Genomic DNA, 15014 nt, shown 5'->3' on the forward strand with positions numbered 1-15014 from the left:
GGGGCACTCGGCCCGCCACCGACGGTAGACCGGCGCGGCGGGCGGACCGCCGGACCAGGGCGCCGCGCGGCGCATTCGTACAAACCCTTCACGGCCTGTACGCAACCTCTGCCCCCGGCGCCGGCCCGTCAGGGGCCGCGGCCGTCTCCCGCGAGGCGCCGTCCTTCCCCGCGGTCTCCTCGCCCAGCAGCTCGCGGGCGAGAAGGGTGGCCCCCGCGACCGCGCCGGGCATGAGGAACACCGCCACGAACGGCACCAGGAAGGCCAGGCCCAGCGGGGTGCCGAAACCCCAGGCCAGCATCTTGCGGCTGCGCAGCAGGGCGAGGCGCTCGCGCAGTTCGACGCCCCGGCGTTCGAGGGCGACGGCGGTCAGCTCCTCGGTGAGGAAGAACCCGGTGACGAAGAAACCGATGACCGGGATCACCGTCTGGCCGACGACCGGCAGGAAGCCCAGGGCGAACAGCAGCACGCTCCACACCGCGGACCGTGCGACGATCCGCAGCCCGTCGCGGGCGGAGACCCACAGGTCGCGCCAGAGCGGACGCGAGGTCTCCGGTGCCGTGCCGTCCGGGGAGACGGACCGGTCGACCCGCTCGGAGAGCTTCTCGTAGAACGGCTGGCCGATCAGCAGGGTGACGGCGGTGAAGCTGACCACCGTCAGCAGCAGTCCGAGGGCGAACAGCACGGCGGTGAGGAAGCCGCGGAAGAGTCCGAGCCACGGGCTTCGCCAGCCGTCGGCGAACGGCGTGGCCCATGCGACGAAGTCCTCGCCCCACAGGGCGAGGACGACGAGTACCGCGGCATAGAGCACCAGAGTGATCAGTCCGGGCAGCAGCCCGAACCCGTACGCCCGGCCGTTGCGGGCCACCCAGCGCTGGCCCGCCAGCAGACAGCGGACACCCACCCCCAGATCACGCATGCGCTCACTGTATCCACCGGCCGCCGTGAGCCGGCGGCGGGGCGGGTGCGCCTCGCGCGGGCGGAGATCGGCTCAGAGCTTGACGACCATCTTGCCGGTGTTGTCGCCGCGGAGCACCCCGAGGAAGGCCTCCACGGTGTTCTCGATGCCCTCGACGACGGTCTCCCGGTACTTCAGCTCGCCGGAGCGCACCCACCGGCCGACCTCCTCCACGAACCGCGGCTGCAGGTCGTAGTGGTCGCCGACGAGGAAGCCCTCGATGCGGCCGCGGGTCTGGATGAGGCGGACGAGGTTGCGCGGGCCGGGGGCCGGCTCGGTGTCGTTGTAGGTGGAGATCATGCCGCAGATCGCGATGCGCCCGCCGAGGTTGAGGGAGCCGATCGCAGCCTCCAGGTGCTCGCCGCCGACGTTGTCGAAGTAGATGTCGATGCCGTCGGGGGCCGCGGCGCGCAGCTGCTCCTTCACGGGGCCCTTCTTGTAGTTGAAGGCGGCGTCGAAGCCGTACTCCCGCAGCAGCAGTTCGACCTTCTCGTCGGAGCCGGCCGATCCGATGACCCGGGAGGCGCCCTTGAGCCTGGCGAGCTGTCCGACCTGGCTGCCGACCGCGCCGGCCGCGCCCGATACGAAGACGGCGTCGCCCTCCTTCAGGGAGGCGACGCGCAGCAGGCCCGCGTAGGCGGTCAGGCCGGGCATGCCCAGCACGCCGAGGTAGGCCGACAGGGGTGCGGCCTCGGGGTCGGCCTTGACCGCCTGCCGGGCGTCGACGGCCGCGTACTCGCGCCAGCCGCCGTAGTGCAGCACATGGTCGCCGACGGCGATGCCCTCGGCGCGGGAGACGACGACCTCACCGACCGCGCCGCCCTGCATCGGCTTGTCCAGCTCGTACGGCGCCGCGTACGACTTGGCGGCGCTCATCCGGCCGCGCATGTACGGGTCCACCGAGAGGTACTCGTTGCGGACGAGGACCTGGCCCTCGGCGGGCTCCGGGAGCGGGGCCTCGACCAGGGCGAAGTTGTCCGGCTCGGGCCAGCCGACCGGCCGGCTGACCAGGTGCCAGGCGCGGCTGACGGCGGGGAGGGCGGGGGTGTCGGACATGGTGGCGCCTTTCCTCGGTGGGGGTGGGGGGAGACCCCGGAAAGCTTCAGTACCTGAAACAACCATGCCCCTGAATATTTCAATATGTCAAGCAAACCGGTACGCTGGTCGCCATGGCCACACCTTCGCTCCCCCCTCGCCCCGACGCTCTGACCCTGGAGGTCGTCGAGCTGATCGGCGATGTGGTGGCCCGTTTCTACGAGGACTACGAGGACGCCGCCGGGCAGCATGCGCTGACCGGGGCGCAGGCACGGCTGCTGAGCCTGCTGGCGCTGGAGCCGTTGCCGATGCGCAAACTCGCGCAGAAGCTGAAGTGCGAGCCGTCGAACGTGACGGGGATCGTGGACCGGCTGGAGGTGCGCGGCCTGGTCGAACGGCGGGCCGATCCGGCCGACCGGCGGGTGAAGCTGGCGGCGGCGACCGAGGAGGGGCGCCGGGTCGCGCGGGAGCTGCGCGAGGGGCTGCGGTTCGCCCGGGAGCCGCTGGCCGGGCTCAGCGAGGACGAGCGGCTGGTGCTGCGCGATCTGCTCCGGCGGATGCTCGCCGCCGGGTGAGCGGGTGCACCGCCGCGGGGACGGTCAGGCGCACCTCCAGGATCAAATGCACTTCCAGGGTCAGGCGCACCACACCACGATCAGGTGCACCACCACAGGAAGCGGTGGCAGCCCTGGCTCTTGGTCGGGCTGGGCTCCGGCTCCGGGGAGTCGGGGCCGGTGGTGGGGTCCTCCGGGGCCCGCGGGGTGGTGTCGGGGGGCGTGTCCCCGCCGCCGCTTCCGGTGCCCGTGCCCGGATCGCCGCCTTGTCCGGCATCCGGCGCCGAGGCGCTCGCCGAGGGCGCCGGCACCGCCGGTGACGAGGCGCCGGCCCCGCTCTGTCCCGGACGCGGGGTGCCGCTGCCCGGGGAGGCGGACGCGGAGCCGGAGGCGGTGCCGCCGGGTGCCGTGGGGGTGCCCTCCTGGGTCTGCCCGGCCGCCCGGTCCGTCTCGGAGGTGCCCGAGGCCTCCGGGGCGGCCCCTGTGGCGTCGCCGGTGCCCTCGGCCGCGACCGAGCCGGGGCCGGTGAAGGACGGCAGACCGGGCGTGTCGGTGCCCAGCTCGGCCAGGCTCAGGCCGCCCGCCGCCAGCACGAACCCCGCGCCGATGAGCAGCGCGCGGCGCCGGCGCCTGCGGTGCGAGGCCGCGGCCTTGCGGTCACGACGGCTCATGGCCGTCTCGCCCGGCCGCCCCTCGCTCGCCGCGCCCCTTCGTGCGCGCCGGTCCGTGCTCGGACGCTCCTGCCTCCTGCCGCGCGCCCGGCGGCGCAGCTCGGCCCGGCCGGGCGGCGCCGGCGCGCCGCTCCCGCCCCCGTACGGCTCACTCCCGTACGGCCCCGAGTCCTCGGCGGCGAAGGATTCGTCCTGCCCGGGGCGGTCAGCGAGCGCGTCGGCCGGAGTTCCGCAACCGGGGCAGGCGAGAGCGCCGTTGAGGTGCCGTCGGCACAGGTCGCAGTAGTCGTCCATGACGCGGGAAGACTAAATTCAGCCACGCGGCGTTCCTAGACCCGGATGTGAGGATTTTTCGAAGAACCCCGGGAGACACGGAAAACGCCGCGCGTGCCGCGCCGGAACCGATACCTGTCTGCCCCATTGACACTCCGCGTACCCCGTCCTTACTGTCACGCCAACATTTCGAACGCGTGACGACATATCGAACGACCCAGACCGGCCATCCGCAGAGCTGAGGGGCAACGACCGTGCGCATCACCCACATCAGCACGCACGTCGTCGGGACGCCGTGGCGCAACCTGACCTATGTCCAGGTGCACACCGACGAGGGGATCACAGGAGTCGGCGAGACCCGGATGCTCGGGCACACCGACGCCCTCCTCGGCTATCTCAAGGAGGCGGAGCAGACCCACATCCGCGGCTCGGACCCGTTCGCCGTCGAGGACCTCGTCCGGCGCATGAAGTACGGCGACTACGGCCGCGCCGGAGAGATCGTCATGTCCGGCATCGCGGTCGTCGAGACGGCCTGCTGGGACATCAAGGGCAAGGCCCTGGGCGTACCGGTGTGGCAACTGCTCGGCGGCGCGGTGACGGACAAGGTCAAGGCGTACGCCAACGGCTGGTACACCACCGAGCGGACTCCGGAGGCCTACCACAAGGCCGCGCGGCGGGTCATGGAACGCGGCTACCGGGCGCTGAAGATCGACCCGTTCGGCACCGGGCACTACGAACTCGACCATCAGGAGACCCTGTACGCGGTCTCGCTCATCGAGGCGGTGCGCGACGCCATCGGCCCGGACGCCGAGCTGATGCTGGAGATGCACGGCCGTTTCTCCCCCGCCACCGCGGTACGGCTGGCCAAGGAGATGGCGCCCTACCGGCCGGCCTGGCTGGAGGAGCCGTGCCCGCCGGAGAACCTCAAGGCGCTGAAGAAGGTCGCGGAGAAGGTGGATCTGCCGGTGGCCACCGGCGAACGCATCCACGACCGGATCGAGTTCCGGGAGCTGTTCGAGAACCAGGCCGCGGACATCGTCCAGCCGGACGTCGGCCACCTCGGCGGCATCTGGGAGACCCGGAAGCTGGCCGCCACCGCCGAGAGCCACTACCTGCTCGTCGCCCCGCACAACGTCGGCGGCTCCGTGCTGACCGCGGCCTCCCTCCAGCTCGGCTTCACCACCCCCAACTTCAAGATTCTCGAGCACTTCAACGACTTCGCGGACGCGGAGATCAAGAAGGTCGTCAAGGGCGCCCCGCAGGTGGACCCCGAGGACGGCTGCTTCCACCGCTCCGACGCGCCGGGCCTGGGCGTGGAGCTGGACGTGGACGCGGCGGCCGAGTTCCCGCAGCAGCGGGCCCACTTCGACCTGTGGGCGGAGGGCTGGGAGAAGCGCAACCCCGGGGGCGAGCGGTGAGCGAGGCCGTCGTCGTCGACGCGCCCGGCCGGCACCGGCTCGCACCGCACGTCCCGCGCACCCCCGGCCCCGGCGAAGCCCAGGTGGCCGTGCACGCCGTCGGGATCTGCGGCAGCGACCGCGAGGTGTGGCACGGCACCCGCCCGGAGGGCTATGTGCGCTACCCGCTGACGCCGGGTCACGAGTGGTCCGGGACCGTCCGGCAGGTGGGCGCCGGGGTGCCGGAGACGCTGGTGGGCCGCAAGGTGGTCGGTGAGGGTTTCCGCAACTGCCAGGTGTGCGACCGCTGCCACGCCGGCGAGACCACGCTGTGCTCCGCCGGGTACGAGGAGACCGGGTTCACCCAGCCCGGCGCCATGGCACCCACCCTCACCCTTCCCGCCCGGCTGCTGCACGTGCTGCCGGACGACGCGGATCTCACCGCCGCCGCCCTGCTGGAGCCGGCCGCCTGTGTCGCGGCCGCCGCCCTGAAGGCCGGGGCCCGGCCCGGTGAGCGGGCGGCGGTGGTGGGCACCGGCACCCTCGGGATGCTCGCGGTGCAGTTCCTCGCCGCCGTCAGTCCGGCCGAGCTGCTGGTGATCGGCACCCACCGGGGCCGCGAGGAGCTGTCCCGGCGCTTCGGCGCCACCGGCTTCCGCACCGCCGGCGAGCGGCTGCCCGACGACCTCGACGTGGTGATCGAGGCCGCCGGCTCCGCCTGTGCCGCGCGCATGGCCGCCGGGCTGCTGCGGCGCGGCGGACGCCTGGTCCTGACGGGCATCCCAGCGCCCGGCGCCGACGGACTGGACCCCACGGACCTGGTCGTCCGGCAGCTCCAGGTGCACACCGTGTTCGGCGCGCCCCCCAACGCCTGGGCGCACGCGGTGCGGACGTTCGCCGCCGGACTGCTCGACCCGCTGCCGCTCGTCACCCATCAGCTGCCGCTCGCCGGCTTCGCGCGGGCCATCGGCCTGGTGGGGTCCCAGGATCCGGGGGTGGGCAAGGTGCTGCTCCGCCCCTGAGCCTGCGGCCGGAAGGTGGCCCGCGCACCACCGCGCGCCGCCCGCCGCCGTCCGCCCCGTCCGCCGCCGTCCGCCCCGTCCGCCTCGGCGCGTACGGCCTGCGGCTCCCCGTACCGCCCGTCCGTCCCCGTACCGCCACCCCGTACCGCCACCTCGTACCGACCGTCCGTCCGCCCGACCCCGTACCGTCCCCCGTCTCCCCGACCGTCCGTCGTTTTCCGCACCGCGAGCCGCGAACCATGTCCGGCATACCGAACGCCCGGACCGGGTCGCCGCGCGGCTCGCCGACCCGAAGGACAGCCCGTGACCGACGCATCCGCCACGGCACCCCGCAGGCCCGGTGAGCAGGTGCTCACCGCGCTCGGACTGGGTGCCCCCGCACCCGACCCCGCCGACGCCTCCCCGCACCGTTTCCCCGGCGGTGGCCGCTGGCGCACCGAGATCCCCTCCTGCGAGGGGCCGGAGGCACTGGCGGTGGTGCTGGAGGAGTCCGCACGGCTCGACGTCCCCGTCCACCGGATCAGCCAGGGCAGCGGCGTGTGGATGCTGACCGACGCCGAGATCACCGACATGGTCCAGGCGACCGCCGAACGGAACATCGAGCTGTGCCTGTTCACCGGGCCGCGTGGCACCTGGGACACCGGCGCCTCGGTGCGCACAGACTCGCACGGCGCGGGGCTGCGTGCCCGGGGCCACGACGCGGTCGCCGGGTGCGTGGAGGACGCGGTGCGGGCCACCGAACTGGGCGTGAAATGCCTGCTCGTCGCCGACGAGGGCGTGCTGTGGACGCTGCACCGGGCACGCACGGCGGGCCTGATCCCGGCCGACACCACGCTCAAGGTGTCCGCGCTGATCGGCCCGGTGAACCCGGCCTCCTTCGCCGTCGTCGAGCAGCTGGGCGCCGACTCCATCAACGTGCCCAGCGACCTGACGCTCGCTCACCTGACCGAGATCCGGCGGGTGTCGGCCGCCCCGCTGGACATGTACATCGAGGCACCGGACGACCTGGGCGGGTATGTACGCATGTACGAGGTGGCGGAGCTGATCCGGCGCGGGGCGCCGCTGTATCTGAAGTTCGGCCTGTCCAAGGCGCCCGGCATCTACCCCTACGGCCACCACCTGCGCGAGGTCACCCTGGCCACGGCCCGGGAGCGGGTGCGGCGCGGCCGGCTCGTGCTGGATCTGCTCGAACGGCACGGCGCCGCAGGGGACATGGCGCCGCTCGGCTCCCGGCTGCCGGGCACCCTGCGGCGGTTCACCACGCCGGCATAACGTTCCGGAAACTGAGGCTTCACAGAACGACACACGACCGCGCACAATCCCACACAACCGGTCGGGCCCGTCTCCGGCCGTTTCCCGCACCGTCCGTGCACCACTGCTCACCACCCGGCATCACCGCGTACCACCCAGCACCACCGGCACCTTCCGCGCCCCCAGCGGCTCCCCCCGCCAGGCGCTCACCGGCACCGCAGGACCGAACGCACCCACACCGAGGATGATGACCATGCGCAACCGCAGAGCCGCACTCGCCGCGATGGCCTCGGCCGCCTGCCTCGCCCTGTCCCTGTCCGCCTGCGGTCAGAACAGCGAGGGCGGCAGCAAGGAGAAGACGGACGACGTCAAGGGCGCCACCATCGGCATCGCGATGCCCACCAAGTCCTCCGAGCGGTGGATCGCCGACGGCGACAACGTCGTCAAGAACCTCCAGGCCAAGGGCTACAAGACCAAGCTGGTCTACGGCGAGGACGACCCGGACACCCAGGTGTCGCAGATCGAGAACCTGATCACCCAGGGCGTCAAGGGACTGATCATCGCGGCCATCGACAACAAGTCGCTGAACAATGTGCTCCAGGAGGCCAAGGACGCGAACATCCCGGTCATCTCCTACGACCGGCTGATCCTGGGCACCAAGAACATCGACTACTACGCCTCCTTCGACAACGAGAAGGTCGGCCGGCTCCAGGCCTCCTACATCGTCGACAAGCTGGGCCTGAAGCAGGGCAAGGGCCCCTTCAACATCGAGCTGTTCGCCGGCTCCAACGACGACAACAACACCCGGTACTTCTTCAACGGCGCGATGAGCGTCCTCAAGCCGTACCTGGACAGCAAGAAGCTGGTGGTCCGCTCCGGGCAGACCCAGCTCAACCAGGTCACCACCCTGCGCTGGGACGGCGCCACCGCCCAGCGGCGCATGGACGACATCCTCACCTCGACCTACAAGAACACCCGGGTCGACGCCGTCCTGTCCCCCTACGACGGCATCTCCATCGGTGTGCTGTCCGCGCTGAAGTCGGACGGCTACGGCACGTCCGCCAAACCGCTGCCGGTGATCACCGGGCAGGACGCCGAGCTGGCCTCGGTGAAGTCGATCATCGCCGGCGAGCAGACCCAGACCGTCTACAAGGACACCCGCAAGCTCGCCCAGGTGGCCGCGACCATGGTGGACGACCTGCTCCACGGCAAGAAGCCCGAGGTCAACGACACCAAGAGCTACGACAACGGCGCCAAGGTCGTCCCCTCCTACCTGCTGCAGCCGGTCAGCGTCGACAAGACCAACTACGAAGAGGTCCTGGTCAAGGGCGGCTACTACACCGAGGCCCAGCTGAAGGGCTGACGCCGCGGGCACGCGCCGCATCCGTCCGATCCCACCGAACCGGAAGGCACGACCATGGCGGGACCCGTCCTTCAGATGCGCTCGATCGTCAAGACCTTTCCCGGTGTCACGGCACTGTCGGACGTCAACCTGACCGTCCGTCAGGGCGAGGTCCACGCCATCTGCGGGGAGAACGGCGCCGGCAAGTCCACCTTGATGAAGGTGCTCTCCGGCGTCCATCCGCACGGCACCTACGAGGGCGAGATCCTCTTCGAGGGGGAGGTCTGCCGCTTCAAGGACATCCGGGCCAGCGAGCAACGCGGCATCGTCATCATCCACCAGGAGCTGGCCCTGGTGCCGTTCTTGTCCATCGCGGAGAACATCTTCCTCGGCAACGAACACGCCCGGCGCGGGTTCATCGACTGGCGGGAGACCCTCCGGCACGCCACCGAGCTGCTGCGCCGGGTCGGGCTCGACGAGCACCCGGAGACCCGGGTCGCCGACATCGGCGTCGGCAAGCAGCAGCTGGTGGAGATCGCCAAGGCGCTGTCGAAGTCGGTGAAGCTGCTCATCCTGGACGAGCCGACGGCCGCGCTGAACGACGAGGACAGCGCCAAACTCCTCCACCTGATCCTGGAGCTGAAGAACCAGGGCATCACCTCGATCATCATCTCCCACAAGCTCAACGAGATCCGCAAGGTCGCCGACTCGGTGACCATCCTGCGCGACGGGCGCACCATCGAGACCCTCGACGTCAAGGCGCCGGAGACCACCGAGGAACGGATCATCGCCGGCATGGTGGGCCGCGACCTGGACCACCGCTTCCCCGAACGCACCTGGCACCGGCCGAAGGAGGGGGAAGAACCGGCGCTGGAGATCCGCAACTGGACCGTGTTCCACCCGATCGACCGGCAGCGCAAGGTCGTCGACGACGTCTCGCTGACGGTGCGGCGCGGGGAGATCGTCGGCATCGCCGGCCTGATGGGCGCCGGGCGCACGGAGCTGGCGATGAGCGTCTTCGGGCGCACCTACGGCCGCTGGGCGGGCGGCACGGTCCTCAAGGACGGCCGGGAGATCCGCACCAGGACCGTCGCCGAGGCGGTCGGGCACGGCATCGCGTACGTCACCGAGGACCGCAAGCACTACGGCCTGAACCTCATCGACACCGTCAACCGCAACATCTCGCTGACCGCGCTGCAGAAGGTCGCCCGGCACGGCGTGGTGGACGAGCACGAGGAACGGCAGGTCGCCGAGCGGTTCCGCACCGACATGAACATCAAGGCGCCCACCGTCTTCGAACCGGTCGGCAAGCTGTCGGGCGGCAACCAGCAGAAGGTCGTCCTCAGCAAGTGGATCTTCGCGGGCCCCGACGTGCTGATCCTGGACGAACCCACGCGCGGCATCGACGTGGGCGCCAAGTACGAGATCTACACGGTCATCGACCGGCTCGCCGCGCAGGGCAAGGCGGTGATCTTCATCTCCTCCGAGCTGCCCGAACTGCTCGGCATGTGCGACCGCATCTACACGATGGCCGCCGGACGGCTGACCGGTGAGGTGCCGCGGGCCGAGGCCACCCAGGAAGTGCTGATGCGCCATATGACCAAGGACACGCAGGACAACGAGGTGACGCGATGAGCACGGATGTGACCACCACGAGCCAGGCCCCCGCGCCACCGGGCGGCGAGAAGACCGGCACCGGCATGCTCCAGGTGATGCTGAACGGGCTGCGCCGCAACATGCGCCAGTACGGCATGCTGATCGCGCTGGGCCTGATCGTCGTCCTGTTCGAGGTGTGGACCGGCGGCGATCTGCTGCTGCCGCGCAACGTCTCCAACCTGGTCCTGCAGAACAGCTACATCCTGATCCTCGCGATCGGCATGATGCTGGTGATCATCGCGGGCCACATCGACCTGTCCGTGGGGTCCCTGACGGCCTTCGTCGGCGCGACCGCCGCCGTCCTCACGGTCGACCACCACATGGCCTGGCAGCTGGCGGTGCTGCTGTGCCTGCTGGTCGGCGCCGCGGCCGGCGCCGTGCAGGGCTGTCTGATCGCCTACTGCGGCATACCGTCGTTCATCGTCACCCTCGCCGGCATGCTGCTGTTCCGCGGCCTGACCGAGATCCTGCTCAAGGGACAGACCCTCGGCCCGTTCCCGGACGGCCTGCAGAAGGCCGGCAACGGCTTCCTGCCCGAGGTCGGCCCCACCACCAACTACCACAACATCACCCTGCTCCTGGGCCTCGTCATCATCGCCTCGGTGGTGTGGCAGGAGGTCCGCGACCGGCGCAGGCAGCAGGAGTTCTCCCTGGACGTGCTGCCCGCCCGGCTGTTCGCGCTCAAGCTGGTCGCCCTGGTCGCCGCCGTCCTCGCCGTCACCCTGCTGCTCGCCAGCTACAAGGGCGCACCGATCGTCCTGATCCTGCTGGGCGTGCTGGTCGTCGGCTACGGCTACGTCATGCGCAACACCGTCTTCGGCCGCCACATCTACGCCATCGGCGGCAACCTGCCGGCCGCGAAGCTGTCCGGTGTGAAGGACCAGCGGGTCACTTTCCAGGTGTTCCTGAACATGGGGGTGCTCGCGGCCCTGGCGGGCCTGGTCGTCGCGGCCCGCCTCAACGCGGCGTCCCCGAAGGCGGGCGTCAACTACGAACTGGAGGCGATCGCCTCGTCGTTCATCGGCGGCGCGTCCATGAGCGGCGGTGTCGGCACCGTGCTCGGCGCGATCATCGGCGGTCTCGTCCTCGGTGTGCTGAACAACGGCATGAACCTGCTGAGCGTCGGCACCGACTGGCAGCAGGTGATCAAGGGTCTGGCGCTGCTGGCCGCCGTCGGCTTCGACGTGTGGAACAAGCGCAGGTCCGGTTCGTGAGCCGTCCGGGTCCCGCCGCCTCGCGGGACCCGCTTCCTGACGAGGAGCTGCACATGGAACTGAACAGAAGAACGGTCATCGCGGGCGCCGCCGCGGCCGGCCTCGCCGCCACCGCGCTGGGCGGCACCGCCCAGGCGGCCGGCCGGCACCCGGAAGGCGGCCGCCCGGTGAAGGAACTCTTCGGCACGCTCCCCGACGGCACCAAGGTCCACCGCTGGTCCCTGGCCAACGGCGGCACCCGCCTGAAGGTGCTGTCCTACGGCGGCATCGTGCAGTCGCTCGAGCTACCCGACCGCCACGGCCGCTACGCCAACGTCTCCCTCGGCTACGACACCCTGGAGCCGTACCTCACCGGCACCACCTACTTCGGCGCCCTGATCGGCCGCTACGGCAACCGCATCGCCAAGGGGCGCTTCACCCTGGACGGCACGACCTACCAGGTCCCCGTCAACGACGGCGAGAACAGCCTGCACGGCGGCCCCGAGGGCTTCAACACCAAGGTGTGGGACGTCGAACCCTTCACCTCCGGCCCGGACGTCGGCCTGCACCTGTACTGCACCAGCCCGGACGGCGAGATGGGCTTCCCCGGCACCCTGCGCGTGAAGGTGACCTACACCCTCACCCGGCACGGCGACTGGCGCATCGACTACGAGGCCACCACCGACAAGGCCACCGTCGTCAACCTCACCAACCACACCTACTTCAACCTCGCGGGCGAGGGCAGCGGCAGCATCTACGACCACGAACTGTGGCTGGCCGCCCGCCGCTACACCCCCACCGACGCGGGCCTGATCCCCACCGGCGAGCTGGCGAAGGTCGCGGGCACCCCCTTCGACTTCACCCGCGCCAAGCCGATCGGCCGCGACATCCGCACCGGCCACCCCCAGCTGATCACCGCCAAGGGCTACGACCACAACTTCGTCCTGGACAAGGGCGTCACCGCCCGCCCCCAGCACGCCGTCACCCTGCGCGACCCCCACTCCGGCCGCACCCTGAAGATCGCCACCGACCAGCCGGGCGTGCAGTTCTACTCCGGCAACTTCCTCGACGGCACCCTGACCGGCACCTCCGGCCGCACCTACCGCCAGGGCGACGGCCTGGCCCTGGAGACCCAGCACTTCCCGGACTCCCCCAACCAGCCGTCCTTCCCGTCCACCGTGCTCCGCCCGGGCCGGACCTACCGGACGACCACCATTCACTCGTTCGACGTGTGAGCCGTGCCGTTCCGGCGGGGGCCGCCCTGGGGGGTGGCCCCCGCCGGGGCCACCCGACGAGGCCCGCCTGCGAGTGCGCAACCCAAGGAGCACCACCTGATCGGTTCCGCGTCGCCACCGGCGCACACGGGGCACGCACGCTTCTCGGTCCACCCGCACAACCGGCAACCGCCGAAGCCGTAACACCCGTTGCACCAGATCTCGCCATGTCCGGCGCACAGACCGCACAGATCACCCCACGCCATCAGTGACCAGGGCGGCTTCCCACCCGTCCGTCAGCGCGTGGCAATGAGGGACATCCCCGGCTCGGGCCACGCCCAGTTCCTGGACGTGCTGCACCGCTCACATGCCGGTGTGGAGGACCGGGTCCGCACGAACAAGGCGATGGGGCTGGACAACCTGCCCTCGCAGTCGCAGGAAGTCAACCGCGGCTGGATGCTCACCGCCAACCATGCCGCCGATCTCGATGCCTGGGTGCGGCTGCTGGTCCTGCACGACGTCGACGACCTGGCCGACGCCGAGCCGGACACCATCCGCTTCCGCCTCTACCACCTGCCCGCCCGCCTCGCCGACCACGCCCGCCACCGCTGGCTGCGGATCGAACGACCTGGCCCTGGGCGAGGGCGTTCATCACCTGCTGGCAACGCCTGACCGCCCTGCCCGCCGTCACCTGACGACCGGCCCACAGCCCCGACAAGACAAGGAAAGGAGCAGGTCCCGCACGACCCCCGGGTGCCGTGGAACCCCGGCGCAGCCGCAGCGACACGCGACGGCCCCGCCCGCGATCACGCGGGACGAACAGGGCGAACCTGCAGCCCGGTCAGGCAATCACGGCCACTGACGAATCGAGGTCATATTTGCTTGCACATATTCACGACAAACGGAATTCAGCAAACGGTGACAACCACGTGAAATGCACGCATGATCTCCATGAACATATCCATGAAAGTGCGATCCAGCGACTCCTGGGACACTCGGAAATTTGATCAAACAATCTTCACCGGAGGACCCTCTCCGAAACTCGAAGAAATACAGTCCACCAGAGCGTCAAGATGTGACCCAAAGTACCCGCCAGGGCCATTGACCGCCTCACCCAATGCGCAGAAGAAACCCGACTTCGTCGAGATTCGGGCGCCATCCAAATGCGCAACATCATTGACTCCATAGCGGGCGGCTCTGTGATTCGAGGCAAACCAAGCGTTCTGGACGACATGGAGCCAGGCGCTGTGATGACTCGCCGGCCATTGCAGCCATTCCCCCTTCTCCAATGCGACGTCCAATGCCCAGCGTCTCCAGATTTTTGCAGCACCGGGATACTCGCAGCGATTACCAAAGAATCGAGATGGAACGCGTCACGGATGCGTCCGCTGCCGATCGCGCCTGCGTCCCCGTGTCTCCAGCCGAGTCCCACATACGTGCCGGTGGCGCCTTGAAGACCGTATGGCCGTTCGCGTCGAGCGCGGCCAGGTTCCCGGCCGCACCCTCACGCACCTCAAGACCTTTGGCCTTAAAGCTGAAGGTGAGCTTCTTCAGCTCGTCGCTCGCCGCCGCCTGTGGCGTTTTCACCACGAGAACGGGTTGAAAACTCTCCACGGTTGCGTTCAGCTTCAAGTCGACGCCGGGCAGGACATCTGCGTACAGCGCTGACGTCGATCACCTTGCGGGAGATGGTCCGCCCAGTTTCCGGGTCAGTGGCGACTACCTCATCCCCGACCTTGATCTTCTCTATTGCACTGTTTCCGCCGCCTCTTGCATGGAAGCGTAGGCTCCTGAATCCGCCCCGCAGCGTTTCGCGTAGCCGTTGTGCCGTGAGCGTCGACGACCTTGAATCGCCAGCCCGGCCCGCACCCCGGCAACGAGCCCGCGACGCCCACGATGCCCAGGTCACGCAATCCCGCCCCGAGCCGCCGCCCCTACGGATTCACCCAAGCCGCCGGCTCCTCCGCCAAGTTGCGCACGAATCGCGGAAGTCGACCGGCGGCGAGGTCCGCCACCGTGACCCCCTCCAGGATGCGGCGGACGTTGGCGCGCAGGGCGATCCACAGGGGCAGCAGAGGGGCGGCCGAGCCGGTGTAGGTCAGGTCGGTGGGGCGTTCTCCGCGTACCGAGACGATCGGGCCGTCCACGGCGCGGATGACGTCGGCGACGGTGATCTGTGACGGCTGCCGGGCCAGGGTGTAGCCGCCGCCTCCGCCGCGGCGGCTGGTGACGAGTCCGGCGCGGCGCAGGTCGCCGAGGATGCCTTCGAGGAACTTGTGCGGGATGTTCTGCTGCGCGGCGACGGTCTCGGCCGTGACCGGGGCCGCCGGGTCGTGGCCCTGCCGTACGGCCAGTTCCAGCACCGCCCGTACCGCGTACTCCGCCCGCGCCGAGATCCTCATGGGTCCATTCTCCGGGGTCTGTTGGGGTGCGCGGGGCCTGGGGGAG

14 protein-coding genes and 1 pseudogene are annotated in these 15014 nt (G+C 70.3%); 9 read left to right on the forward strand and 6 right to left on the reverse strand.

The window, feature by feature from the left end; genetic code table 11:
* Positions 1–88: 88 nt before the first annotated feature.
* A complete protein-coding gene (locus tag IE286_RS10290) occupies positions 89–919 on the reverse strand; it encodes an EI24 domain-containing protein (protein ID WP_189796334.1) in 831 nt (276 codons plus the stop codon).
* Between the two features lie 72 nt (positions 920–991).
* A complete protein-coding gene (locus IE286_RS10295; protein ID WP_189796335.1) occupies positions 992–2014 on the reverse strand; it encodes an NADP-dependent oxidoreductase in 1023 nt (340 codons plus the stop codon).
* A gap of 113 nt (positions 2015–2127) precedes the next feature.
* Here IE286_RS10295 and IE286_RS10300 point away from each other — a divergent pair, with 113 nt between their 5' ends.
* Positions 2128–2568, forward strand: a complete 441-nt coding sequence (locus IE286_RS10300; protein WP_189796336.1) for a MarR family winged helix-turn-helix transcriptional regulator — start codon at positions 2128–2130, stop codon at positions 2566–2568.
* 80 nt (positions 2569–2648) lie between these two features.
* On the opposite strand, the gene IE286_RS10305 is transcribed toward IE286_RS10300, so the two are convergent.
* Positions 2649–3512: an SCO2400 family protein gene (locus tag IE286_RS10305; RefSeq protein ID WP_189796337.1), complete on the reverse strand. Its 864-nt coding sequence runs from the start codon at positions 3510–3512 to the stop codon at positions 2649–2651.
* A gap of 233 nt (positions 3513–3745) precedes the next feature.
* On the opposite strand from IE286_RS10305, the gene IE286_RS10310 reads away from it, so the two are divergent.
* The 8 genes from IE286_RS10310 (at position 3746) to IE286_RS10345 (ending at position 13238) form a co-directional block, all read left to right on the forward strand.
* Complete coding sequence (locus IE286_RS10310) at positions 3746–4909, forward strand: mandelate racemase/muconate lactonizing enzyme family protein (RefSeq protein ID WP_189796338.1); 1164 nt, start codon at positions 3746–3748, stop codon at positions 4907–4909.
* Positions 4906–5910 (forward strand): zinc-dependent alcohol dehydrogenase, encoded by a 1005-nt coding sequence (locus tag IE286_RS10315; protein WP_189796339.1) that lies wholly within the window; start codon positions 4906–4908, stop codon positions 5908–5910. Before IE286_RS10310 ends, IE286_RS10315 begins: the two co-directional genes overlap by 4 nt.
* Positions 5911–6213: 303 nt before the next feature.
* Positions 6214–7182: a hypothetical protein gene (locus IE286_RS10320; RefSeq protein WP_189796340.1), complete on the forward strand. Its 969-nt coding sequence runs from the start codon at positions 6214–6216 to the stop codon at positions 7180–7182.
* Between the two features lie 232 nt (positions 7183–7414).
* Positions 7415–8524 carry a multiple monosaccharide ABC transporter substrate-binding protein gene (chvE, locus tag IE286_RS10325; RefSeq protein ID WP_189796341.1) on the forward strand — a complete coding sequence of 370 codons (1110 nt, stop codon included), beginning with the start codon at positions 7415–7417 and terminating at the stop codon, positions 8522–8524.
* A gap of 54 nt (positions 8525–8578) precedes the next feature.
* Positions 8579–10138 (forward strand): multiple monosaccharide ABC transporter ATP-binding protein, encoded by a 1560-nt coding sequence (mmsA, locus tag IE286_RS10330; protein WP_189796342.1) that lies wholly within the window; start codon positions 8579–8581, stop codon positions 10136–10138.
* Positions 10135–11373: a multiple monosaccharide ABC transporter permease gene (gene mmsB, locus IE286_RS10335; protein WP_189796343.1), complete on the forward strand. Its 1239-nt coding sequence runs from the start codon at positions 10135–10137 to the stop codon at positions 11371–11373. Before mmsA ends, mmsB begins: the two co-directional genes overlap by 4 nt.
* Positions 11374–11426: 53 nt before the next feature.
* Positions 11427–12587 carry an aldose epimerase family protein gene (locus tag IE286_RS10340; protein WP_189796344.1) on the forward strand — a complete coding sequence of 387 codons (1161 nt, stop codon included), beginning with the start codon at positions 11427–11429 and terminating at the stop codon, positions 12585–12587.
* Between the two features lie 288 nt (positions 12588–12875).
* Entirely contained in the window at positions 12876–13238 is a 363-nt protein-coding gene (locus IE286_RS10345) for a transposase (protein WP_229862258.1), read from the forward strand.
* 335 nt (positions 13239–13573) lie between these two features.
* Here the strand turns inward: IE286_RS10345 and IE286_RS27765 are convergent, their stop codons facing one another.
* From IE286_RS27765 to IE286_RS10360, 3 genes and pseudogenes are all read right to left on the reverse strand, one after another.
* Positions 13574–13867 (reverse strand): barstar family protein, encoded by a 294-nt coding sequence (locus IE286_RS27765; RefSeq protein ID WP_308115034.1) that lies wholly within the window; start codon positions 13865–13867, stop codon positions 13574–13576.
* An 82-nt stretch (positions 13868–13949) separates the two neighbouring features.
* Positions 13950–14234 (reverse strand): annotated as a pseudogene (locus tag IE286_RS10355) (hypothetical protein); the annotation flags it as partial.
* A gap of 266 nt (positions 14235–14500) precedes the next feature.
* Positions 14501–14968: an RrF2 family transcriptional regulator gene (locus IE286_RS10360; RefSeq protein ID WP_189796345.1), complete on the reverse strand. Its 468-nt coding sequence runs from the start codon at positions 14966–14968 to the stop codon at positions 14501–14503.
* Positions 14969–15014: the final 46 nt, after the last annotated feature.

Origin of the sequence: Streptomyces thermodiastaticus (assembly GCF_014656135.1) — a bacterium.
Lineage (GTDB): Bacteria > Actinomycetota > Actinomycetes > Streptomycetales > Streptomycetaceae > Streptomyces > Streptomyces thermodiastaticus.

What these genes read in the sequence shown, in the direction of transcription:
- IE286_RS10290 (WP_189796334.1), bottom strand. Translation starts at nt 919, where the DNA reads ATGCGTGATCTGGGGGTGGGTGTCCGCTGTCTGCTGGCGGGCCAGCGC.
- IE286_RS10295 (WP_189796335.1), bottom strand. Translation starts at nt 2,014, where the DNA reads ATGTCCGACACCCCCGCCCTCCCCGCCGTCAGCCGCGCCTGGCACCTG.
- IE286_RS10300 (WP_189796336.1), top strand. Translation starts at nt 2,128, where the DNA reads ATGGCCACACCTTCGCTCCCCCCTCGCCCCGACGCTCTGACCCTGGAG.
- IE286_RS10305 (WP_189796337.1), bottom strand. Translation starts at nt 3,512, where the DNA reads ATGGACGACTACTGCGACCTGTGCCGACGGCACCTCAACGGCGCTCTC.
- chvE (WP_189796341.1), top strand. Translation starts at nt 7,415, where the DNA reads ATGCGCAACCGCAGAGCCGCACTCGCCGCGATGGCCTCGGCCGCCTGC.
- mmsA (WP_189796342.1), top strand. Translation starts at nt 8,579, where the DNA reads ATGGCGGGACCCGTCCTTCAGATGCGCTCGATCGTCAAGACCTTTCCC.
- mmsB (WP_189796343.1), top strand. Translation starts at nt 10,135, where the DNA reads ATGAGCACGGATGTGACCACCACGAGCCAGGCCCCCGCGCCACCGGGC.
- IE286_RS10340 (WP_189796344.1), top strand. Translation starts at nt 11,427, where the DNA reads ATGGAACTGAACAGAAGAACGGTCATCGCGGGCGCCGCCGCGGCCGGC.
- IE286_RS10345 (WP_229862258.1), top strand. Translation starts at nt 12,876, where the DNA reads ATGAGGGACATCCCCGGCTCGGGCCACGCCCAGTTCCTGGACGTGCTG.
- IE286_RS10360 (WP_189796345.1), bottom strand. Translation starts at nt 14,968, where the DNA reads ATGAGGATCTCGGCGCGGGCGGAGTACGCGGTACGGGCGGTGCTGGAA.